Raw genomic sequence first — 22914 nt, forward strand, 5'->3', positions numbered from 1 at the left:
ATAAACTTCTTACCAACTTGCTTTTTTCACGCCAGGAATCTGGCCTTTATAAGCTAACTCACGGAAACAAATTCTGCAAATTTTGAACTTTTGCAGTACCGAATGTGGACGACCGCAACGCTCGCAACGTGTGTATGCACGTACTTTGAACTTGGGCTCGCGTTGTTGTTTAACTTTCATTGAAGTTTTTGCCACTTAGCCTGACACCTCCTAAACATTTTCGGAGAAATGGATGAAACGTCCTTATTTTGTGAAAGGCATTCCCAGTTGAGTCAGAAGCTCACGGGATTCCTCATCCGTCTTAGCAGTCGTTACAATAACGATGTCCATACCGCGTGCTTTATCTACTTTATCATATTCGATTTCGGGGAAAATCAATTGGTCCTTAAGACCAAGTGTATAGTTACCGCGACCGTCAAATGATTTAGTCGAAACCCCACGGAAGTCACGTACGCGTGGAAGTGTTACGTTAAGCAATTTGTCCAGGAAGTAATACATGCGATCTCCGCGCAGTGTTACTTTAACCCCGATCGGCATGTTTTCGCGCAGTTTGAAACCGGCGATAGATTTCTTTGCTTTGGTGATTACCGGTTTTTGACCAGCAATCAGTTGCATATCGTTAACTGCAGCATCAAGTACTTTGGAGTTTTGAACAGCGTCACCTACACCCATGTTGATGACGATCTTCTCGATCTTAGGCACTTGCATTACAGTCGTGTAGTTGAACTTCTGCATCAAAGCAGGTGTGATTTCATTCAGAAAACGTTCTTTCATTCTTGCTGCCATGAAGATTTACCTCCTTTCTTTAGGACTGTATTAGTCGATAATCTCTCCGGATCTTTTAGCTACCCGAACCTTCTTACCGTTATCGAGCACTTTATAACCAATACGGGTAACTTTACCGCTCTTCGGATCAATGTGCATTACGTTGGACACATGAATCGAAGCTTCTTGCTCAATGATTCCACCTTGTGGATTCAACTGGTTCGGCTTCTGGTGTTTTTTCACCATGTTCACGCCTTCTACCAGAACGCGGTTTTCACGAGGATAAGCAGCGATGACACGGCCTTTTTTACCTTTGTCTTTCCCGCTAATCACAAGTACCACATCATCTTTTTTCACGTGCAGTTTATTGTTATGGGATTCCAGAACTTTTTTCACTCTAGGCATTTATTACACCTCCTATGACACTTTTTGGGACATTTCCTTTAGATTACTTCCGGTGCCAAGGAAACGATCTTCATGTAGTCTTTATCGCGAAGTTCGCGAGCAACTGGTCCGAAGATACGTGTTCCGCGCGGGCTTCTGTCGTCTTTTACAACAACAGCTGCATTTTCGTCGAATGCGATGTAAGATCCATCTTTACGGCGAACGGAACGTTTGGTACGTACAACTACCGCTTTAACAACATCACCCTTTTTGACAACGCCGCCTGGTGTTGCTTGTTTAACGGAACAAACGATCAAATCACCGATTGCTGCTGTACGGCGTCCAGTACCACCCAGTACGCGGATACACATCAGTTCCTTCGCACCAGAGTTATCAGCCACATGCAAACGTGTAAATGGTTGAATCATTATTAATTTCCTCCTTCCGATCAAGCTTCATAGGTCGTCTTAAATGATAACCGCTGCTTCTACCACTTCAACAAGTCTCCAGCGTTTGTCCTTAGACAACGGACGAGTTTCCATGACTTTCACGATATCACCGATTTTCGCAACATTCTCTTCATCATGTGCCTTGAATTTCTTCGTGGACTTGATGCGTTTGTGATACAGATTGTGCTTCTTATAGGTTTCAACAGCAATTACGATGGTTTTATCCATTTTGTCGCTGACTACTTTACCGATCAGCACTTTACGTGCATTACGTTCTTCGCTCATAGTTAGCCTCCTTCCTGATTACGGATTAAGCATCCGCCGTCACTTAACTGATCCCAAGTACTCTTTGATGGATAACGGTTTTAGCACGAGCTATTTCCTTGCGCACGTCACGAATCCGAGTCGGGTTATCCAGTTGGCCAGTTGCCAATTGAAAACGGAGATTGAAGAGTTCTTCTTTGAAACCAGCGATCTTCTGTTCAATCTCGGCAGTGGTTAAGTTGCGAAGTTCATTAGCTTTCATTTGCTTCACCACCCAATTCTTCACGTTTCACAAACTTAGTCTTTACAGGCAGCTTGTGAGCGGCAAGACGCATCGCTTCACGAGCGATTTCTTCCGACACGCCTCCGAGTTCGAACATAATCTTACCCGGTTTAACTACGGCTACCCATTTTTCAACGTTACCTTTACCACTACCCATACGAACCTCAAGAGGCTTTTGAGTAATAGGCTTATCTGGGAAAATCTTGATCCAAACCTGACCACCACGTTTGATGTAACGTGTCATTGCAATACGGGCAGCTTCGATCTGACGGTTAGTGATCCAAGATGGTTCCAGAGCTTGCAGGCCGAATTCGCCGAAGTTAAGTTCTGTACCGCCTTTTGCCATACCCTTCATGTGACCGCGTTGTTGCTTGCGGTGTTTAACGCGTTTTGGTACCAACATGATTAGTTGCCTCCTTCCTGAGCAGCTTGTTTCTTAGCTGGGGGAAGAACTTCTCCACGGTAGATCCATACTTTCACGCCGATGCGGCCGTAAGTAGTATGTGCTTCAGCCGTTCCGTAATCGATATCGGCACGAAGCGTATGAAGTGGAACTGTTCCTTCGCTATAACCTTCTGAACGGGCAATCTCAGCGCCGCCAAGACGTCCGCCAACTTGAGTTTTAATTCCTTTTGCGCCGGAACGCATAGTTCTTTGAATCGCTTGTTTCAGAGCACGACGGAACGATACACGACGCTCCAATTGTTGTGCAATGCTTTCAGCAACAAGAATAGCATCCAATTCAGGGTGCTTAATTTCGTTGATGTTGATGTGAACCTTTTTACCGCCAGCAATTGCTGTAACTGCGCTGCGAAGTACTTCTACTTCTGCTCCGCCTTTACCAATTACCATACCTGGCTTAGCAGTGTGAATTGTAACGTTCACTCGGCTTGCCGCTCTTTCAATCTCGATGCGGGAAACAGAGGAATCCTTCAACTTGCCTTTAAGGTATTCCCGGATTTTGACGTCTTCCATTAAAAGAGTACCGAAATCTTTGCCTGCATACCATTTAGATTCCCAATCGCGAATAATACCGATTCGGAGTCCGACTGGATTTACCTTTTGACCCACGTGTTATCCCTCCTTATTTCTCAGATACCACCAAAGTAATGTGGCTGGTACGTTTATTGATCCGGCTTGCGCGGCCCATGGCGCGCGGACGGAAACGTTTCATAGTAGGACCCTGATTAACGAAAACTTCGCTAACGAACAAACTGTTCACGTCCATTGAGTAGTTGTGCTCAGCATTGGCGATCGCCGAGTTAAGCAATTTCTCAACTACCGGAGAAGCGGATTTTGGAGTGTGGCGAAGAATTGCAATTGCTTCCCCCACTTGCTTGCCGCGAATCAAGTCAACAACCAGTTTCGCTTTGCGAGCGGAAATCCGCACCGATCTAGCATGTGCTTTTGCTTCCATTGTTTTCCCTCCTCTCAAACGAAGACGTTAATTATCTTCTGGTTTTCTTATCGTCACCCGCGTGGCCTTTGTAAGTACGTGTTGGCGCGAACTCGCCCAACTTGTGACCTACCATATCTTCCGTTACGTATACAGGCACGTGTTTGCGGCCGTCATATACACCAAACGTATGTCCGATAAACTGAGGGAAAATGGTTGAGCGACGGGACCAAGTTTTAACTACAACTTTTTTATCAGCCTCGTTCAAATCCTCAACTTTTTTCAGCAGGTAGCCATCAATAAACGGCCCCTTCTTTAAACTGCGACCCATGTGTGAATCCTCCCTTCATCCGGTTCTTCAAACCGCGAATCGACGCTTCGCGTTAAGCTAACTTATCAGAAGCGTCTTATTTTGTGCGGCGGCGAACGATATATTTATCAGATGCCTTGTTTTTCTTACGCGTTTTGTAGCCGAGGGTTGGTTTGCCCCAAGGAGACATAGGCGATTTACGTCCGATAGGAGCGCGACCTTCACCACCACCGTGCGGGTGATCGTTCGGGTTCATTACAACACCGCGTACTTCTGGACGTTGGCCAAGCCAGCGACTGCGTCCGGCTTTACCGATTTTGATCAGTTCGTGATCTTCGTTACCTACGGAACCAATCGTTGCGCGGCATACGCTGAGGATTCTGCGTACTTCACCGGAGTTCAAGCGAACGGATACGTATTTTTCTTCCTTACCCAGCAACTGAGCTTCAGTACCAGCAGCACGAACCAATTGTCCGCCTTTGCCAGGTTTCAACTCAATGTTGTGGATAATTGTACCTACCGGAATATTCTCCAGAGGAAGGCTGTTACCAACTTTGATGTCGGCTGCAGGGCCGGACTCAACTTTATCCCCAACTTTCAGACCTTTAGGAGCGATAATGTAACGTTTCTCTCCATCTGCATAGTGGATCAAAGCAATGTTGGAAGTACGGTTCGGGTCATACTCGATCGTAGCAACGCTACCTGGTATGCCGTCTTTAGTCCGTTTGAAATCGATGATACGATATTTACGTTTGTGTCCGCCGCCATGGTGACGAACCGTAATTTTACCTTGGTTGTTACGTCCCGCTTTTTTGCTCAGCGGCGCAAGCAACGATTTCTCTGGCTGGTTTGTTGTGATTTCTTCAAACGTAGACACGGACATGCCGCGTCTTGCCGGAGATGTCGGTTTGTACTTTTTGATTGGCACTATAGTTCCCTCCTTACTTCACAGAGTTTTATTCTACCGCTTCAAAGAATTCGAGCGGTTTGCTGTCCGGGCTAAGTTTAACGATGGCTTTTTTCCACTCTGGAGTGTAACCAGAATATTTGCCGTAACGTTTCAGTTTACCAGGCACGCGCATTGTATTCACACTAACTACTTTCACTTTAAAAATAGCTTCAACAGCTTTTTTGATTTCGGTCTTGTTAGAACGGATATCCACTTCAAAAGCGTATTTCAATTCGCTCATGTATTCGGATGTGCGTTCCGTAATCACCGGACGCTTGATAATATCACGCGGATCTTTCATTACGCGAACACCTCCTCTACCTTCAGAACTGCTTCTTTAGTGATGATCAGTTTGTCGTACGTCAGTACGTCAAGAACATTGATGCCGTCAGCCGCTACGAATTTCACCCCAGGGATGTTACGAGCGGAAAGTGCTACATTGTCATCATAGCTAGGAGCTACGATCAGAGCTTTGCTACCCACTTTAAGGTTGTTCAGAATCGCTGCGAATTCTTTCGTCTTCGGAGCATTCATAGTCAAGCTGTCCAATACGATGATGTCGTTCCCGAGTACTTTCGAGGACAACGCGGATTTGATGGCCAACCGGCGAACCTTCTTAGGCAATTTCCAGGAATAGCTGCGTGGTGTTGGTCCGAAGACTACGCCGCCGCCTTTCCATTGTGGTGAACGAATGGAGCCTTGACGAGCACGACCTGTACCTTTTTGTTTCCAAGGCTTACGTCCGCCGCCACGCACTTCAGAACGTCCTTTTACTTTGTGTGTACCACGACGAAGGGAAGCTCTTTGCATAAGTGCAGCTTCATGCAGCACATGTACGTTCGGTTCGATACCGAAAACTGAATCACTCAGTTCAACTTCGCCAACTTCGTTACCACTAATATTAAAAAGTGTTACTTTTGGCATTTCATGTTCCTCCTTTCTTCAGAAATTATTTCTTAACGGTTTGTTTAACTTTCACGAAGCTGTTTTTAGGGCCCGGAATCGCGCCTTTAACCAGCAATACATTACGTTCTACGTCAACTCGGATGATCTCAAGCTTTTGAACCGTTACAGTCGTGTGACCCATATGTCCTGGCAGGCGTTTACCCTTAGGAACACGGTTAGCTTGAATGGAACCCATGGAGCCTGGTCTTCTGTGGTAACGCGATCCGTGTGCCATTGGTCCGCGGCTTTGTCCCCAGCGCTTGATGTTACCCTGGAAACCTTTACCTTTCGAAGTACCTGTTACGTCAACAAATTCGCCTTCTGCGAAGATGTCAGCCTTAAGCTCTTGTCCAACCTCGAGTGACCCGAGGTCAACACCGCGAATTTCGCGAACGTAGCGCTTAGGTGTTGCATTTGCCTTTTTGGCGTGACCCTGTTCAGGCTTGTTAGAGCGACTTTCCTTCTTATCGGAAAAGCCCAACTGCACTGCTTCATATCCGTCGATATTCAGGTCTTTCTTTTGCAGTACCACACAAGGTCCAGCTTCGATTACCGAAACGGCAATTACATTACCTTCTGGAGTAAACACTTGAGTCATACCGAGTTTTTTTCCTAAGATACCTTTCAATGTTGACACCTCTTTTCTTTTCTTAATTACTCAATGATAGTATTACAATTTGATTTCGATATCTACACCGGACGGTAGATCCAAGCGCATCAAGGCATCCACAGTTTGTGGTGTTGGGTTCACAATATCGATCAAACGTTTGTGAGTCCGTTGTTCAAACTGTTCACGGGAATCCTTGTACTTGTGTACCGCACGGAGAATAGTAATAATTTGCTTCTCAGTTGGCAACGGAATCGGCCCGGATACACCAGCACCCGAACGTTTTGCTGTTTCAACGATTTTCTCTGCGGATTGATCAAGAATTCTGTGGTCGTATGCTTTCAAGCGGATACGAATTTTTTGCTTTGCCATTTTAGTCCCTCCTTCTATCGCCCAATTTATTATCGGACATACTCCGTGAAAATTTTCTGACGTCGACCTCATGGCAAAGGGGCCGGGTGTGTCAGTAACCTCTCACATCATCGCAACGTCTCAGAACAACATTTATTATTATATATAATAGACGGCAAGATTGCAAGTGATAATCAAAAATAGTTCACGATTTTTTCATCCGCTGTTTCTTTCTATAATATAGGCATTTCGATATTCCAAATCTATATTTCGGCCTTTTCAACGGTCACAATTTCCTGCATCTAAACTACCTGGATTCTGCTTCATAAATCAGATTGCCGATATGTAAAGCTATGCCAGTGTGCATATCCTTTCTTGTCATTCCCTGAGACTCTGGAACGTACAGAACAGTACTGTGGCACGTAATTTGTCCACTTCATCATTACACTCCACCAACTGCACTACAGCTGCATTAGTATCGATGCTCAGTGCAATGAGCTCAACGCTGAATTCAGTAATCTAGCTATTTGGGTACGGTCTGAATAACTTCTTGTGTTAATGATCTGGAAAAGACACTATTTCGGTTTTAATCTCTTATATATTGTTCATCAATAAAGAAATGCGACTCAGCTTTATTTATATCCCCCAATCCGTAAAAGTGAATCCATATCAAGGATCTCCACTTTTCTGTTACGTAAAGTAATTATATTAACACTTATTAATTTGCGCAGTTTTCGGCTTAATGTTTCCGCAGATGTTCCAATCATAGCTGCGATTTCTTTTTTTGCAGAGGGTAATTCTATGACTTGCCTCTGAGCTGTGTTGACTTCCCCCGATTTGTTTCCAGATGCAAGTTTCACTAGAAGTCTCGCAAGTCTTTTCTCCACCTCAAACATATGCATGACTCCTGCCGTCTCTTCCGCCTGCTGCAGTTGCTCACTCATTGACATAAGAAAACTGAATGCCAGCGAAGCGTTCTGTTCTAAAAGGGGCAGAAAATCCTTCCGTCGCATCTGACATACACTCCCGCTCTCAACAATCTCCGCCGTGAAATTATTCTGCTTATGATGCAGTAAGGCAAACTGCCCGAAATAATCTCCCGGGAAAAGATATCGCACTACATGCTGTTTTCCTTCTGCATTACATTGAGTTAATTTGATCAGGCCGCTTTTAACCACAAACAATGCATCTGATTCTTCGCCTTCTCTGAATACCTGTTGCCCTTTATTGTAGTAATTGGATTCGATTATGGACTGAATTACAGATAATTCTCCATCTGAAAGAGCCTGAAATACTGGCACTCCCCGGACACAGGAAAGCGATTCACAAATATCACAGTTCATTGTTTACACATCCTATTCCTTCACTTTTCTCTCAACATATCAAGAATGCTAAGGGAACCGAGTGACTACCCGCACAAATTCCAAAAAACTTGATCCACATCAAGGAATATTCTCTTCACATCCCTCAAAATAAAAGTATAGAGAGAGAACAATAAGAAGGAGATGAAATTAATGAATCTGCGATACACCTTTGATGATATGAAAAAAGTGGATCGATCACAGCTGGGGGAGATGGTTCCTCTGGAGCTATTTCGAACGATTCGTCTTATTGGCTTAAATCAAGGCTTACCGCTTGGCGGTAAAGGAACCACACTAACTATAGGAAGGAAGATTGGTGAGAGCCTGCCTGTTACCTCTGTAGAGGAACTGATTATGCTATTCGAAGATCTCAAGATTGGACTCCCCCGAATAGTTCATTCAGATGAACACAAAATAAACATTGCAGTCGAGGATTGCTTCTGCAAAGGTCTACCCACCCTTGCTGAGGAAAAAATGATTTGCGATTTGGAAGGAGCCATTCTGGAGGGAGCTCTAACTAAAATACTGGGAAGAAAAATTTCAGTAAAAGAGATCAAGTGTAATGCAACTGGCCATGAACATTGTGAATATGAGGTTAAACTGTCATCTTAACAAATCAAACAATTGAAAGCAGGGAATGACATGGAGAAAAAAACTGTAGCAGAAGCAATTCATTATCAGGAAGAGCGTTTTACAAAGAGAATTCTTTTTCAAAAAGGGGATAGCTTAGTCTTCGTGCTTAATTTCATGCCAGATCAGCAGTTACCTGTCCACAAGCATCCAGGATCCGAAGTATACATCTTAGCGTTAAAAGGAGAAGGGACCATTCAAGTGAATGATATTGATTATCCTTTCGCTGAAGGAGAAATTCTGCATATTGCCGGTGATGAATCATTTGCTTACAAAAACAGCAGTGATCAGCCCGCAAGCCTGCATGTAGTATTAAGTAAAACTCCTAATTCAATGTACTCTAAGGAGATATAGGAGATAGTTCCAACTCTACTTTCAATCTATTTGGAGGTAGAGTTTTTTTGCGTAAAAAAGCAGGGACTCTTCGTTAGAAGAATCCCTGCTCTTGTAGTTCAGATCTATCCTTACGGATAGAGCCGAATTATTTTTGGATGGAAGCTACGGAACCGGCACCAACTGTACGTCCGCCTTCACGAATGGAGAATTTAGTACCTTCTTCAATAGCGATTGGGGAGATCAGGGAAACAGTTACAGTGATGTTGTCACCAGGCATAACCATTTCAGTACCTTCTGGCAGGTTGATGATGCCAGTTACGTCAGTTGTACGGAAGTAGAATTGTGGACGGTAACCAGTAAAGAATGGTTTGTGACGTCCGCCTTCTTCTTTAGTCAGAACGTAGATCTGAGCAGTGAACTCAGTGTGTGGGTTAACGGAGTTCGGCTTAGCCAATACTTGGCCACGCTCGATCATGTTACGGTCTACACCACGCAGCAATGCGCCGATGTTGTCGCCCGCTTGAGCGGAATCGAGCAATTTACGGAACATTTCAACGCCTGTAACAACGGATTTTTTCTTTTCTTCGTGAATACCAACGATTTCGATTTCTTCTCCGACTTTAACTGTTCCGCGTTCTACGCGACCAGTTGCCACAGTACCGCGGCCAGTGATGGAGAATACATCTTCGACAGGCATCAAGAAAGGCTTGTCAGTTTGACGTTCTGGAAGCGGGATGTACGTGTCGATCGTTTCGAACATTTCAACGATCTTCTGTGCATATTCGCCTTCAGGGTTCTGCAGAGCTTCACGAGCAGATCCACGGATGATTGGAGTATCATCGCCTGGGAAGTCGTATTCGCTCAGCAAGTCGCGAACTTCCATTTCAACCAGTTCAAGCAACTCTTCGTCTTCAACCATGTCGCATTTGTTCAGGAACACGACGATGTAAGGAACACCTACTTGGCGGGACAGTAGGATGTGTTCACGAGTCTGTGGCATAGGGCCGTCAGCTGCGGATACAACCAGGATTGCTCCGTCCATTTGCGCTGCGCCAGTGATCATGTTTTTAACATAGTCGGCGTGTCCAGGGCAGTCTACGTGAGCGTAGTGACGGTTAGGAGTTTCATATTCAACGTGAGCTGTGGAAATAGTGATACCACGTTCGCGTTCTTCAGGAGCTTTGTCGATTTGGTCGAATGCTACAGCAGCGCCACCGTATTTTTTGGACAATACAGTAGTGATTGCAGCAGTCAGAGTCGTTTTACCATGGTCGACGTGACCAATGGTACCGATGTTAACGTGTGGTTTGTTACGTTCAAACTTTGCCTTTGCCATTTGAACAGTTCCTCCTTAATGTGGGGTTCCTTATATTTGAGCCGCCCGCCTACATGTAATTCTAGATGACTGAGTATTGATATCCGGACGGCAAGTTAAAATGGAGACTATTCTCCGCCTTTGTTCTTGGATACGATTTCTTCTGCAATGGATTTAGGAACTTCTTCATAGTGAGAAAGCTCCATTGAGAATACACCGCGTCCTTGAGTACCAGAACGGAGAGTTGTGGAGTATCCGAACATTTCGGAAAGAGGCACCTTTGCACGGATAATTTGCGCTCCACCACGGGAATCCATACCTTCGATTCTACCGCGACGGGAGTTCAGCATACCCATAACATCGCCCATGTATTCCTCAGGGACAGTTACTTCCACTTTCATGATTGGCTCGAGCAGTACAGGTTTGCACTTTTCTTTAGCCGCTTTGAGTGCCATCGAGCCGGCAATTTTGAACGCCATTTCGTTGGAGTCAACATCATGATAAGAACCATCTACGATGGTTGCCTTAACGTCTACAAGCGGGAAGCCTGCAAGAACGCCGTTTTTCATTTGCTCTTCAATACCGGCAAGTGCAGGAGCGATGTATTCTCTAGGTACAGAACCACCGACAACTTTACTTTCGAATTTGCTGCCTGTACCTGGCTCGAGGGGTTCAAACTCAACCCATACGTGACCGTACTGACCGCGACCGCCGGACTGGCGAACGAATTTACCTTCAACGCGTGCTGGTGCTTTGAATGTTTCGCGGTAAGCAACCTGTGGTTTACCCACGTTGGTTTCTACCTTGAATTCGCGGCGCATACGGTCGATGATAATATCCAGGTGAAGCTCACCCATACCTGCCAGGATAGTTTGGCCAGTTTCTTCATCAGTGTGAGCACGAAGAGTTGGATCCTCTTCAGTCAACTTTCCGAGAGCAACGCCCAATTTATCTTGGTCAGCTTTGGTTTTTGGTTCAACTGCGATTTCGATAACCGGATCAGGGAAGTTCATGGACTCCAGGATTACCGGGTGTTTCTCGTCGCAAAGTGTATCGCCTGTACTTGTGTCCTTCAGACCAACTGCTGCCGCGATATCACCGGAATATACAATGGAGATTTCTTGGCGGCTGTTCGCATGCATTTGCAGGATACGGCCGATACGCTCACGTTTATTCTTAGTAGCATTAACTACATAAGAACCGGATTCCAGTACACCGGAGTATACGCGGAAGAACGTAAGTTTACCTACATAAGGGTCTGTCATGATTTTAAATGCCAGTGCTGCGAATGGTTCTTCGTCCGAAGAGTGACGAACCGCTTCTGTACCGTCATCCAGATGACCTTGAATAGCAGGTACATCCAGTGGGGATGGCAAGTAATCAACAACAGCGTCCATCATGAGCTGAACACCTTTGTTACGGTAGGAGGATCCGACAATTACAGGGAAGATCTTAACGTCACATACGCCTTTGCGCAGTGCAGCTTTGATTTCGTCAACTGTGATTTCTTCGCCTTCCAGGTACTTCATAGTCAGATCTTCGTCAAGTTCTGCTACCTTCTCGATTAACTCAAGACGCAGAGTCTCAACTTGTTCCAAATAATCAGCAGGAATTTCTGTGATTTCGATATTTTGACCAAGGTCATCTTTGAAGATATGAGCTTTTTGCTCAACCAGGTCAATAATACCAACGAAGTCGTTTTCGGCACCAATTGGCAGTTGAATTGCAACTGCGTTGGCTTGCAAGCGATCACGCATGCTTTCTACGACGTTAAGGAAGTCCGCGCCAATGATATCCATTTTGTTAACATATGCGATACGGGGAACACCATAACGGTCAGCCTGTCTCCATACAGTTTCAGACTGAGGTTCAACGCCCTCTTTCGCACTGAAAACGCCTACTGCCCCATCCAATACACGAAGGGAACGTTCAACTTCAACAGTGAAGTCAACGTGTCCCGGAGTATCAATGATATTGATGCGGTGACCTTTCCATGCAGCAGTTGTAGCGGCGGAAGTAATAGTGATTCCGCGCTCCTGTTCCTGTTCCATCCAGTCCATTGTTGCAGCACCTTCGTGAACTTCACCGATTTTGTGCGTACGGCCTGTATAGAATAGAATCCGCTCAGTGGTAGTAGTCTTACCAGCATCAATATGTGCCATGATCCCGATATTACGTGTATTTTTCAAGGAGAACTCTCTTGCCATGAAATGGGTCTCCCTTCAAAATATAAGTTATTTGAACGGCTTTAGATCCTACCAGCGGTAGTGAGCAAACGCTTTGTTCGCTTCAGCCATTTTGTGCGTATCTTCGCGTTTCTTAACAGAAGCGCCTGTGTTGTTGGAAGCATCGATAATCTCAGCCGCCAAACGCTCTTCCATAGTCTTCTCACCGCGGTTGCGTGAGTAGTTCACGAGCCAACGTAATCCCAGAGCAGTACGTCTCTCAGGTTTAACCTCGATAGGCACTTGGTAGTTAGCACCGCCGACACGACGAGCTTTTACTTCCAATACCGGCATGATATTCTTGATGGCTGCTTCGAAAACTTCCATCGGTTCTTTGCCCGTACGTTCTTGGATCAATTTAAACGAATTGTACAGAATGCTTTGAGCGACACCTCTTTTACCACCCAGCATAATACGGTTGATCAAACGAGTAACCAACTTGCTATTATACAATGGATCTGGCAATACATCTCTCTTAGTAACTGGACCTTTGCGTGGCATGGATATCCCCCTTTCTTAAATGTTTATTATTCAGGTATTGCAATCTTATTTCTTAGCCTTAGGACGTTTCGCACCATATTTGGAACGAGCTTGCATCCGGTTAGCTACGCCTGCAGTATCTAGAGCGCCACGTACGATGTGGTAACGAACTCCTGCAAGGTCCTTAACTTTACCTCCGCGCAGCAATACTACACTGTGCTCTTGAAGGTTATGTCCGATCCCCGGAATGTAAGCAGTCACCTCAAGACGGTTCGTCAAACGAACACGGGCATACTTACGAAGTGCGGAGTTTGGTTTACGTGGTGTCATTGTGCCTACACGAGTGCATACACCGCGTTTTTGCGGAGCGCTCAAGTTTGTAGCCTCACGCTTCAGGGCGTTAAACCCTTTTTGCAGAGCGGGAGATTTGGACTTTTCGATTTTGGCTTGACGGCCTTTACGAACCAGTTGATTAATAGTTGGCATGTTGTGCCACCCCCTTCCTGAAATGATAATCCATTTACGAACATTAAGTCCACAGACCCAGGCGGTTCATAAAAAGACAAATGAAAAGTCTTTGCTGCCGGAGTGTACCCCGGTACAAAAACAATTTCCTTGCTATTGTTTTAAGACGGCTGCCATAGCAGCACCAACTTCTATACCGCAAGCTTTGCCCAAGTTCAGCATGGTATCAACATAAGTGATCTTCACGCCTTGTTTGTTGCAAAGCATAACAATTCTGGAAGTAAGCCGTTGATCTCCGTCCTCCGCCACATAGACTTCTGCGGCTTGGCCCAACTCTACCGCCTTGACGGTTTGTTTGGTACCGATCTTGACCTGAGCATCCTGCAATCCCATATCATCAGTCATAATATATGATTACCTCCAATGAACAAGAATAACAAGGCCACTCACGCACCTTAGACATATTAGCATTATCATCTGATGATGTCAAGATATTCGGCAATAAATTTATAAATATTCACAGTGGAGTGACCGCGTCACGATCTATAACGACCATGACGCGTAAAACTGCCACTATGATTATTCAACTATTCAGCAGGAACCGTCTCTAGAGCTTCCAGCTTGCTTTCTTCATTCGGATCGCTAAGCGTGACATTGCGGTAACGGTTCATACCCGTACCGGCAGGAATCAGCTTACCAATCAGAACGTTTTCTTTCAGGCCGAGAAGTTTATCCACTTTACCTTTGATCGCTGCATCTGTCAGGACACGAGTTGTTTCCTGGAAGGATGCCGCAGATAAGAAGGAGTCTGTTTCAAGCGAAGCTTTGGTAATACCTAGCAGTACCGGTTTGGCAACTGCCGGCTCCTTACCAGACAGAATTGCTTCCTTGTTGGCTGCTTCATACTCATGAATATCAGAGAAAGCACCCGGCAACAGATTCGTATCACCAGCTTCGATGATGCGGATCTTGCGCAGCATTTGCTTAATCATAACTTCAATGTGCTTATCATTGATTTCAACGCCCTGGTTACGATATACACGCTGTACTTCTTGCAGAATGTAGTTTTGTACCCCGCGGATCCCTTTGATGCGCAGCATTTCTTTCGGGTCGATCGAACCGTCTGTCAGTTCATCCCCAGCTTCGATTTCCTGGCCTTCACTAACACGTAGACGCGAGCCATAGGTAATAGAGTAGGTTTTGGATTCAGCTTCCCCTTGTACCTCGATTTCACGACGGTCCTTGGTTTCACGAATTTCCTTGATTACACCATCAATCTCACTAATTGTCGCCTGACCTTTAGGGTTACGGGCTTCAAACAGCTCTTGAATACGAGGCAAACCTTGCGTGATGTCATCACCGGCAACACCACCGGTATGGAACGTACGCATGGTAAGCTGGGTTCCTGGCTCACCGATGGATTGAGCGGCGATAATACCTACAGCTTCACCGATATCCACATGTTTGCCTGTTGCCAGATTACGTCCGTAGCATTTCTTGCAGACCCCGTGACGGGCACGGCAGCTCAATACAGAGCGAATCTGCAGCTTGGTTACCCCTGCGTTCACAATTTCCTCAGCCTTGTCGGAGTCAATCAGATCGTTACGGTTAACGATGACTTCCTTCGTCTCTGGATGACGAACAGTTTCAAAGGAGTAACGGCCTTCAATACGGTCATACAAATCCTCGATAACTTCCTTGCCATCCTGTATCCGGCTGACAGTGAAGCCTTTATCCGTACCACAGTCTTCTTCACGGACAATAACGTCCTGTGCAACGTCAACGAGACGACGGGTTAGATAACCAGAGTCCGCTGTACGCAGCGCTGTATCGGCCAGACCTTTACGAGCTCCGTGAGTGGAAATAAAGTACTCGAGGACGGTTAGGCCTTCACGGAAGTTCGCCTTGATTGGCAATTCAAAAATCCGTCCTGAAGGTGTAGCCATCAGACCACGCATACCACCCAGCTGTGTAATCTGCGATTTGTTACCACGCGCCTTGGAGTCAACCATGAGCATGATAGAATTGAACCGGTCCATCGATTTGAGCAGGATGTTCGTAAGATCATCCTTCGTCTTCGACCAGATTTCAATGACGCGGTCATACCGCTCATCATTGGTAATCAGACCACGACGGTATTGGTTGGCAACCACATCAACCTTAGCTTCCGATTCTTTAAGAATGGTTACTTTCTCTTCAGGTACAATAACATCCGATACGGCTACAGTAACACCGGAACGAGTGGAGTACGTGAAGCCGAGTTGCTTGATTTTATCCAAAATCATAGATGTCTTGGTTGTATGGTAAATCTCAAAGCAACGGGCAATAATCAAACCTAAATATTCTTTACCTACTGCACTTGCATCCGGCAGGCTCATGATCAATTCGCGAATATCCGCGCCTTTTTCATAAATGAAATATTTCTCAGGTGTGCCTTGCAGCAAGTTGGTTTTTGTTGCTTCGTTGATGTAAGGGAAACTGCTTGGATAGATTTCGTTGAAGATAATCTTACCGACAGTTGTAATTAGCATTGCATTCTGCTGAGCTTCCGTAAAGCATGTTTTGCCGAGAGCTTTGGCAGGAATAGCTACGCGAGCATGTAAGCCTGCAGTTCCGCGTTGGTAAGCCGATACAGCTTCGTTCACGGTACGCAGAATCATGCCACTTCCCTTTTCTTCCTTGTTGTCCATGGTCAAATAGAATGTACCAAGGACCATATCCTGAGAAGGTGTAACTACCGGTTTGCCATCTTTAGGGTTCAGAATGTTACCGGAAGCCAGCATCAGGATACGTGCTTCAGCCTGAGCTTCAGCGGACAGAGGAACGTGAACTGCCATCTGGTCACCGTCAAAGTCGGCATTGTAAGCCGTACATACGAGTGGGTGCAGACGGATAGCATGACCCTCAACCAGAATGGGTTCAAATGCTTGAATCCCGAGTCTGTGAAGCGTAGGTGCGCGGTTCAGCAGAACCGGATGCTCCTTAATGACATCTTCAAGCACATCCCACACTTCTGGGCTGACACGTTCAACTTTGCGTTTTGCACTCTTGATGTTATGGGCAAGGCCCTTGTTAACAAGTTCTTTCATCACGAACGGCTTGAACAATTCGAGCGCCATTTTCTTAGGCAGACCGCATTGATACATTTTCAGGTACGGGCCTACTACGATAACGGAACGTCCGGAATAGTCAACACGTTTACCGAGCAAGTTCTGGCGGAAACGTCCCTGTTTACCTTTCAGCATATGGCTGAGGGATTTGAGCGGACGGTTACCAGGACCTGTTACAGGACGGCCACGACGGCCGTTATCAATCAAAGCATCTACGGCCTCTTGAAGCATGCGTTTCTCGTTCTGCACGATAATGTCTGGCGCACCGAGGTCTAACAGTCTTTTCAGACGGTTATTACGGTTAATTACACGACGATACAGATCATTAAGGTCAGACGTAGCAAAACGGCCACCATCGAGTTGAACCATTGGACGAAGCTCAGGAGGAATAACCGGAAGTACATCCATGATCATCCAGTCAGGCTTGTTGCCGGAGTTGCGGAAAGCCTCGATCACTTCCAGGCGTTTGATCGCCCGGTTGCGGCGTTGACCTTGAGCTGTGCGCAGCTCTTCTTTGAGGAATTCCAGCTCTTTATCGATATCGATATCCTGAAGGAGCTTTTTAACCGCTTCAGCACCCATTCCGGCTTGGAATCCGTAACCGTATTTTTCACGATAGCTGCGGTATTCCTTCTCGGACAGAAGTTGTTTCTTCTCCAACGGTGTTTCACCTGGATCCGTTACAACATAAGATGCAAAGTAGATGATCTCTTCAAGCGATCTTGGGGACATATCAAGGGCCAGACCCATTCGGCTTGGAATCCCTTTGAAATACCAGATATGAGAAACCGGAGCAGCCAATTCGATGTGACCCATGCGTTCACGACGAACCTTGGCACGTGTAACTTCAACGCCGCAACGATCGCACACAACGCCTTTATAACGTACACGTTTGTATTTACCGCAATGGCATTCCCAGTCCTTTTGCGGTCCGAAAATGCGCTCGCAGAACAAGCCCTCTTTTTCCGGTTTCAACGTACGATAGTTAATGGTTTCCGGTTTTTTTACTTCTCCGCGGGACCAAGAGCGAATTTTTTCCGGAGAAGCAAGCCCGATTTTCATAAATTCAAAACTGTTGATGTCCAACAAGGAGCAACCCTCCTTAATCTATATCTTGATTTATTACCGCATAGGCCCTCTCTTGACGGTTAGGTCAACAGAGGGCACGGTTCATTTCAATGAAATTCAGCTTTACTAGAACTACTCTATCCCGACTTCCGCGCCTTCCAAATTCAGGCTCAGCTTGTCGCCTGACGTCTCGTCCTCATCGTCCAGTTCCTTCATCTCAATCTCCTGCTCATCGCCACTGAGGATCTTAACATCCATACCCAGCGACTGCAGTTCCTTGATCAATACTTTGAACGCTTCGGGTACACCAGGTTCCGGCAAGTTCTCACCCTTGACAATGGCTTCGTACGTTTTCACACGTCCAACCACGTCATCGGATTTTACTGTCAAGATTTCTTGCAGTGTATAAGCAGCGCCATAGGCTTCAAGCGCCCAAACTTCCATTTCCCCGAAACGCTGTCCACCAAACTGGGCTTTACCGCCGAGTGGCTGCTGGGTAACGAGTGAGTAAGGACCTGTGGAGCGGGCATGAATCTTATCATCAACCATGTGCGCCAGTTTGATCATGTGCATGACACCGACAGTTACTTCACGTTCGAAGCGTTCACCTGTACGGCCATCGTATAGCACAGTTTTACCATTGCGTTGCATGCCGGCTTCTTCCATCGTATCGAAGACGTCATACTCGCGCGCACCGTCAAATACCGGAGTGGCAACGTGAATCCCCAGACGAAGTGCAGCCATACCAATATGAACTTCCAGCACCTGTCCGATATTCATACGGGAAGGAACGCCCAGCGGGTTCAGTACTACCTGTACTGGCGTACCATCTGGCAGGAAAGGCATATCTTCTTCAGGAAGTATACGAGCAACGACACCCTTGTTACCGTGACGTCCGGCCATTTTGTCACCCTCAGAGATCTTACGTTTCTGAGCAATGTAGACACGAACCAATTGATTCACACCTGGTGGTAGTTCATCACCATTCTCACGGGTGAATACTTTAACGTCAACGATAATACCATCACTACCATGAGGAACGCGCAGGGAAGTATCACGCACTTCACGTGCCTTCTCACCAAAGATTGCATGGAGCAGGCGCTCTTCAGCAGTCAGTTCAGTTACACCCTTAGGGGTTACTTTACCGACAAGGATGTCACCAGCATTGATTTCCGCACCAATACGGATAATACCGCGTTCGTCGAGATTGCGAAGCGCTTCTTCACCGACATTTGGAATATCACGGGTAATCTCTTCTGGTCCCAGCTTGGTATCACGAGCCTCAGATTCGTATTCTTCAATATGAATCGAAGTGTATACATCTTCTTTGACCAGCTTTTCACTCAGCAGGATCGCATCCTCGTAGTTGTAACCTTCCCAAGTCATGAACGCAACAACTACGTTGCGGCCCAGGGCCAATTCACCCATCTCTGTAGAAGGTCCGTCTGCAAGAATGTCCCCCTTCTTCACAACGTCGCCTCTTTTAGCCAGTGGACGCTGATTTATACAGGTACCTTGGTTCGAACGCATAAATTTGTGTAATTTATATTTAACGATATCACCTTTAACCTCTTTGCCTTCAATCATCTCAACCCGGCGCAGCCAGATTTCGTTGGCAGAAGAACGTTCAATAATACCGTCATATTTGGAGACAATACATACGCCAGAGTCCTTAGCGGATTTATGCTCCATTCCTGTACCGACAAGTGGAGCCTTCGGAATCAGAAGTGGAACGGCTTGACGCTGCATGTTAGATCCCATCAGCGCGCGGTTGGAGTCATCATTCTCAAGGAACGGAATGAGCGCCGTAGCGACTGATACAACCTGTTTTGGTGATACGTCCATGTAGTCAACGCGGTTACTAGGCATAGTGGTAATGTTGTCTGAATCCTTGTTGTAACGAACGATAACCATATCTTCCTTAAAGGTTCCATCTTCATCGATCTGCACATTTGCCTGAGCAACGACATAGTTATCTTCTTCATCGGCGGTCAAATAATCGATATGTTCTGTCACCTTGCCGGTCTTCGGATCCACCCAACGGTACGGAGCCTCAATAAAGCCGTACTCATTGATGCGGGCAAAGGTGGACAAGGAGTTGATCAAACCGATATTCGGACCTTCCGGTGTTTCGATTGGACACATACGGCCGTAGTGACTGTGATGTACGTCGCGGACTTCAAAGCCTGCGCGTTCACGGGTCAGACCACCGGGTCCGAGTGCGGATAGACGACGCTTATGCGTAAGTTCAGCAAGCGGGTTCGTCTGGTCCATAAACTGCGACAGCTGGGAACTACCAAAGAACTCTTTAATAGACGCAATAACCGGGCGAATATTGATCAGAGCCTGCGGAGTAATTGCATTCGCATCTTGAATCGACATTCTCTCACGCACTACGCGTTCCATACGGGACAACCCGATACGGAATTGGTTCTGCAGCAATTCACCCACGGAACGCAGACGACGGTTACCCAAGTGGTCAATGTCATCTGTATTGCCGATACCATGCAGCAAATTAATAAAGTAGCTGATTGAGGAAATAATATCAGCCTGGGTAATATGTTTAACGGATTTATCGATATTGCCGTTGGCAATCAGCTTGATAACCCGGCCTTCCTCGATCGGCGAGAATACATCGATCGTTTGCAACGGGATATCTTCACTGTCCAGTACTCCACCGGTAACTCGGTAGGTTTTGGCAGCGACTTCTTTCTCAAAATAAGGGATCAGCTCATCAAGAAGTCTGCGGTCAACCATTTGTCCGGATTCCGCCAGAATTTCTCCAGTAGCCTCATCAACCAAAGGCTGTGCCAGCCGCTGATTAAACAACCGGTTCTTAATGTGCAGCTTTTTATTGATTTTGTAACGACCGACATTAGCCAAATCATAGCGCTTCGGATCGAAGAAACGTGCGACCAAAAGGCTCTTGGCGTTATCCAGTGTCGGCGGCTCGCCCGGACGCAGACGCTCGTAAATTTCAATAAGCGCCTTCTCAGTGGAGTCCGTATTGTCTTTATCCAGCGTATTGCGAATATATTCATCATTCCCAAGCAGTTCCAGAATCTCGGCATCACTGCCGAAACCGAGAGCACGCAGAAGGACAGTAACTGGAATCTTACGTGTCCGGTCGATACGAACATACATGATGTCCTTAGCGTCCGTTTCCAATTCAAGCCAAGCTCCGCGGTTTGGAATTACTGTGGCGGTGTAGGTTTTTTTGCCGTTCTTATCTACTTTCGTGCTGAAATAGACGCTTGGAGAGCGAACCAACTGGCTGACAATAACCCGTTCCGCACCATTGATAATAAAAGTGCCGGTCTCCGTCATCAGCGGGAAATCTCCCATGAACACTTCCTGCTCTTTGACCTCACCGGTCTCCTTATTGATGAGCCGCACCTTCACACGCAGAGGAGCCGCATATGTCACGTCCCGCTCTTTAGCGTCGTCAACCGTATACTTCGGTTCGCCTAGGCTGTAATCAATGAACTCAAGTACCAAATTGCCTGTGAAATCCTGGATTGGCGAGATGTCCTGGAACATTTCACGCAAACCTTCCTCCAAAAACCAATCATACGATTTCTGTTGGATCTCGATCAGGTTAGGGACCTCGAGTACCTCTTTAATTCTCGCATAGCTCCGCCGAGTGCGTCGACCATACTGAACAAGATGTCCTGCCAACTTTACTCACCCCTCATGTCTACTCACTTAAAAATTGATTGCGAACCCTTGTTTGGACCCGTATAATGGAACCATAACACAAGGACTCAGCCATAAATAAAGAAAAGCCCTTATCGAAATCTTCGAAAAAAGAGCGCATCTTTCCACGGCCAAAATACTCCTTATCCGTAGATTTGCCTAAAACGTAGGTATTATACGTCACCAAGCAACAGTTTATGCGCTATTATCTATTGACCCGGCGACCCTCGCCGTGACAGGAACATAGAGAACTGAATTCGCAAAAACTTGCCGTACGGCATGCGCTTACCGGCGACAATATATTACTTGACATTTCAGCAAACTAAAGACATGGAGCCTATCTTAATACTGACATTTTATAATAATAACACTATCGACAATACATGTCAACATGCTATTTATTTTTATTTTTGTGCTTTAATAATCCGATAGCCTTTGTCTTTCCCTACTTCTTCTACATCCTCAAACATGCTCTCAAGCTTGGCTACTGCCGATGGTGCCCCCTGTTTCTTCTGAATCACAACCCACAGCGCTCCGCCCTTATTCAAATGCTCATAGGCTTGTTCGAAAATTTGATGCACCACCGTCTTACCGGCACGAATCGGAGGATTTGTCACAATCACATCGAATTTCCGTCCCTTCACGGCAGAGAGTACATCACTCTCCAATACGGTTACATTGCTAATCCCATTGTTCCGGGCATTCTCACGAGCTAGTTCTACCGCCCTGCTGTTAATATCAATCATCGTGATATGTCCCTTGGGGGCCAGATAAGCTGCGCTAATCCCGATCGGGCCGTAACCACAACCCACATCAAGTACGGAGGTTCCATCCGGAATATCCATCGTTTCGATTAGTACACGGCTGCCGTAATCGATATCTCCTTTGGAAAAAACACCGGCGTCGCTGGTAAAGCGGAGGCTTTTTCCTCTTAGAACCGTATCGATGGTGCGTCTATCATGACGCGCATCCGGCTGCTGCGAGTAATAATGCTGCGACATATTATATATCCTCCCTTTCGTTCTGCTCTTTCTAGCAAGGCATAGCTTATACAGCAACCCCCTTGAACAAGTTCAAGGGGGTTGCTAGAACTGGGAACAGGCATAACACCTATTCCCGGTGCAAAACCATAAAAGTTATATTACTTCACTTCTACAGCTGCGCCTGCTTCTTCCAATTTTGCTTTGGTAGCTTCGGCTTCTTCTTTGCTTACCTTTTCTTTGATTGCTTTTGGAGCGTTGTCTACGAGGTCTTTAGCTTCTTTCAAGCCCAGGCCTGTGATTTCGCGAACGATCTTGATAACGTTGATCTTGGAAGCGCCAGCGCCTGTCAAGATTACGTCGAATTCGGATTGTTCTTCTTCTACTGCTGCTACTGCACCGCCAGCTGCTACTGGAGCTGCCGCAGTTACGCCGAACTCTTCTTCGATTGCTTTTACCAGGTCGTTCAGTTCCAATACGCTCATGCCTTTAATTTCTTCCAAGATTGTTTCTTTGCTCATGATTGAACCTCCATTTTATATTTA

At 46.2% G+C, this 22914-nt stretch carries 27 protein-coding genes; 2 read left to right on the top strand and 25 right to left on the bottom strand.

Features of this window, described 5'->3' with window-relative positions:
- Nucleotides 1-9: 9 nt before the first annotated feature.
- From A3844_RS20200 to A3844_RS20275, 16 genes are all read right to left on the bottom strand, one after another.
- Nucleotides 10-195 carry a type Z 30S ribosomal protein S14 gene (locus A3844_RS20200; RefSeq protein ID WP_036589425.1) on the bottom strand — a complete coding sequence of 62 codons (186 nt, stop codon included), beginning with the start codon at nucleotides 193-195 and terminating at the stop codon, nucleotides 10-12.
- 48 nt (nucleotides 196-243) lie between these two features.
- Nucleotides 244-786 (bottom strand): 50S ribosomal protein L5, encoded by a 543-nt coding sequence (gene rplE / locus A3844_RS20205; RefSeq protein ID WP_074086530.1) that lies wholly within the window; start codon nucleotides 784-786, stop codon nucleotides 244-246.
- A 30-nt stretch (nucleotides 787-816) separates the two neighbouring features.
- Nucleotides 817-1170: a 50S ribosomal protein L24 gene (gene rplX, locus A3844_RS20210; RefSeq protein WP_019908235.1), complete on the bottom strand. Its 354-nt coding sequence runs from the start codon at nucleotides 1168-1170 to the stop codon at nucleotides 817-819.
- Between the two features lie 38 nt (nucleotides 1171-1208).
- A complete protein-coding gene (gene rplN, locus A3844_RS20215) occupies nucleotides 1209-1577 on the bottom strand; it encodes a 50S ribosomal protein L14 (protein ID WP_019908234.1) in 369 nt (122 codons plus the stop codon).
- Between the two features lie 39 nt (nucleotides 1578-1616).
- Complete coding sequence (gene rpsQ, locus A3844_RS20220) at nucleotides 1617-1883, bottom strand: 30S ribosomal protein S17 (RefSeq protein ID WP_020427063.1); 267 nt, start codon at nucleotides 1881-1883, stop codon at nucleotides 1617-1619.
- A gap of 43 nt (nucleotides 1884-1926) precedes the next feature.
- Nucleotides 1927-2124 carry a 50S ribosomal protein L29 gene (gene rpmC, locus A3844_RS20225; protein WP_019908232.1) on the bottom strand — a complete coding sequence of 66 codons (198 nt, stop codon included), beginning with the start codon at nucleotides 2122-2124 and terminating at the stop codon, nucleotides 1927-1929.
- On the bottom strand, nucleotides 2114-2548 hold the full coding sequence (gene rplP / locus A3844_RS20230; protein ID WP_020427064.1) for a 50S ribosomal protein L16: 435 nt from the start codon (nucleotides 2546-2548) through the stop codon (nucleotides 2114-2116). Before rplP ends, rpmC begins: the two co-directional genes overlap by 11 nt.
- A 2-nt stretch (nucleotides 2549-2550) precedes the next feature.
- On the bottom strand, nucleotides 2551-3216 hold the full coding sequence (gene rpsC, locus A3844_RS20235) for a 30S ribosomal protein S3 (protein ID WP_074086529.1): 666 nt from the start codon (nucleotides 3214-3216) through the stop codon (nucleotides 2551-2553).
- A gap of 13 nt (nucleotides 3217-3229) precedes the next feature.
- On the bottom strand, nucleotides 3230-3562 hold the full coding sequence (gene rplV / locus A3844_RS20240; protein ID WP_019908228.1) for a 50S ribosomal protein L22: 333 nt from the start codon (nucleotides 3560-3562) through the stop codon (nucleotides 3230-3232).
- A gap of 31 nt (nucleotides 3563-3593) precedes the next feature.
- Nucleotides 3594-3872, bottom strand: a complete 279-nt coding sequence (rpsS, locus tag A3844_RS20245) for a 30S ribosomal protein S19 (protein WP_039298640.1) — start codon at nucleotides 3870-3872, stop codon at nucleotides 3594-3596.
- A 76-nt stretch (nucleotides 3873-3948) separates the two neighbouring features.
- Nucleotides 3949-4779, bottom strand: a complete 831-nt coding sequence (gene rplB / locus A3844_RS20250; protein WP_074086528.1) for a 50S ribosomal protein L2 — start codon at nucleotides 4777-4779, stop codon at nucleotides 3949-3951.
- A 28-nt stretch (nucleotides 4780-4807) separates the two neighbouring features.
- Complete coding sequence (gene rplW, locus A3844_RS20255; RefSeq protein ID WP_039298634.1) at nucleotides 4808-5101, bottom strand: 50S ribosomal protein L23; 294 nt, start codon at nucleotides 5099-5101, stop codon at nucleotides 4808-4810.
- A complete protein-coding gene (rplD, locus tag A3844_RS20260) occupies nucleotides 5101-5724 on the bottom strand; it encodes a 50S ribosomal protein L4 (RefSeq protein ID WP_074086527.1) in 624 nt (207 codons plus the stop codon). The genes rplW and rplD overlap by 1 nt, the downstream gene beginning before the upstream one ends.
- Nucleotides 5725-5749: 25 nt before the next feature.
- Entirely contained in the window at nucleotides 5750-6373 is a 624-nt protein-coding gene (gene rplC / locus A3844_RS20265; protein ID WP_036721840.1) for a 50S ribosomal protein L3, read from the bottom strand.
- 42 nt (nucleotides 6374-6415) lie between these two features.
- The gene (gene rpsJ, locus A3844_RS20270) at nucleotides 6416-6724 is read right to left on the bottom strand and encodes a 30S ribosomal protein S10 (RefSeq protein WP_017692074.1); all 309 of its coding nucleotides are present in this window, start codon (nucleotides 6722-6724) and stop codon (nucleotides 6416-6418) included.
- Nucleotides 6725-7335: 611 nt separating this feature from the next.
- A complete protein-coding gene (locus A3844_RS20275; protein WP_074108331.1) occupies nucleotides 7336-8046 on the bottom strand; it encodes a Crp/Fnr family transcriptional regulator in 711 nt (236 codons plus the stop codon).
- Nucleotides 8047-8217: 171 nt separating this feature from the next.
- On the opposite strand from A3844_RS20275, the gene A3844_RS20280 reads away from it, so the two are divergent.
- Both A3844_RS20280 and A3844_RS20285 read left to right on the top strand, forming a co-directional pair.
- On the top strand, nucleotides 8218-8676 hold the full coding sequence (locus A3844_RS20280; RefSeq protein ID WP_074108332.1) for a V4R domain-containing protein: 459 nt from the start codon (nucleotides 8218-8220) through the stop codon (nucleotides 8674-8676).
- Nucleotides 8677-8706: 30 nt separating this feature from the next.
- The gene (locus tag A3844_RS20285; protein ID WP_074102290.1) at nucleotides 8707-9048 is read left to right on the top strand and encodes a cupin domain-containing protein; all 342 of its coding nucleotides are present in this window, start codon (nucleotides 8707-8709) and stop codon (nucleotides 9046-9048) included.
- A gap of 127 nt (nucleotides 9049-9175) precedes the next feature.
- Here the strand turns inward: A3844_RS20285 and tuf are convergent, their stop codons facing one another.
- From tuf to rplL, 9 genes are all read right to left on the bottom strand, one after another.
- A complete protein-coding gene (gene tuf / locus A3844_RS20290) occupies nucleotides 9176-10366 on the bottom strand; it encodes an elongation factor Tu (protein ID WP_039298612.1) in 1191 nt (396 codons plus the stop codon).
- Nucleotides 10367-10473: 107 nt separating this feature from the next.
- On the bottom strand, nucleotides 10474-12552 hold the full coding sequence (gene fusA / locus A3844_RS20295; protein WP_074086522.1) for an elongation factor G: 2079 nt from the start codon (nucleotides 12550-12552) through the stop codon (nucleotides 10474-10476).
- 48 nt (nucleotides 12553-12600) lie between these two features.
- Nucleotides 12601-13071: a 30S ribosomal protein S7 gene (gene rpsG / locus A3844_RS20300; RefSeq protein WP_020427074.1), complete on the bottom strand. Its 471-nt coding sequence runs from the start codon at nucleotides 13069-13071 to the stop codon at nucleotides 12601-12603.
- 45 nt (nucleotides 13072-13116) lie between these two features.
- The gene (rpsL, locus tag A3844_RS20305) at nucleotides 13117-13536 is read right to left on the bottom strand and encodes a 30S ribosomal protein S12 (RefSeq protein ID WP_020427075.1); all 420 of its coding nucleotides are present in this window, start codon (nucleotides 13534-13536) and stop codon (nucleotides 13117-13119) included.
- A gap of 132 nt (nucleotides 13537-13668) precedes the next feature.
- A complete protein-coding gene (locus A3844_RS20310; protein WP_020427076.1) occupies nucleotides 13669-13920 on the bottom strand; it encodes a ribosomal L7Ae/L30e/S12e/Gadd45 family protein in 252 nt (83 codons plus the stop codon).
- A gap of 182 nt (nucleotides 13921-14102) precedes the next feature.
- Entirely contained in the window at nucleotides 14103-17714 is a 3612-nt protein-coding gene (rpoC, locus tag A3844_RS20315; RefSeq protein WP_074086521.1) for a DNA-directed RNA polymerase subunit beta', read from the bottom strand.
- A gap of 111 nt (nucleotides 17715-17825) precedes the next feature.
- Nucleotides 17826-21371, bottom strand: a complete 3546-nt coding sequence (rpoB, locus tag A3844_RS20320; RefSeq protein ID WP_074086520.1) for a DNA-directed RNA polymerase subunit beta — start codon at nucleotides 21369-21371, stop codon at nucleotides 17826-17828.
- A 422-nt stretch (nucleotides 21372-21793) separates the two neighbouring features.
- Nucleotides 21794-22390, bottom strand: coding sequence for a class I SAM-dependent methyltransferase (locus tag A3844_RS20325; protein ID WP_074086519.1), 597 nt, complete (start codon nucleotides 22388-22390; stop codon nucleotides 21794-21796).
- Between the two features lie 140 nt (nucleotides 22391-22530).
- Complete coding sequence (gene rplL / locus A3844_RS20330; RefSeq protein ID WP_074086518.1) at nucleotides 22531-22890, bottom strand: 50S ribosomal protein L7/L12; 360 nt, start codon at nucleotides 22888-22890, stop codon at nucleotides 22531-22533.
- Nucleotides 22891-22914 lie beyond the last annotated feature (24 nt).

It is taken from the genome of Paenibacillus helianthi (assembly GCF_001909055.1).
Classification (GTDB): Bacteria; Bacillota; Bacilli; order Paenibacillales; family Paenibacillaceae; genus Paenibacillus_AQ; species Paenibacillus_AQ helianthi.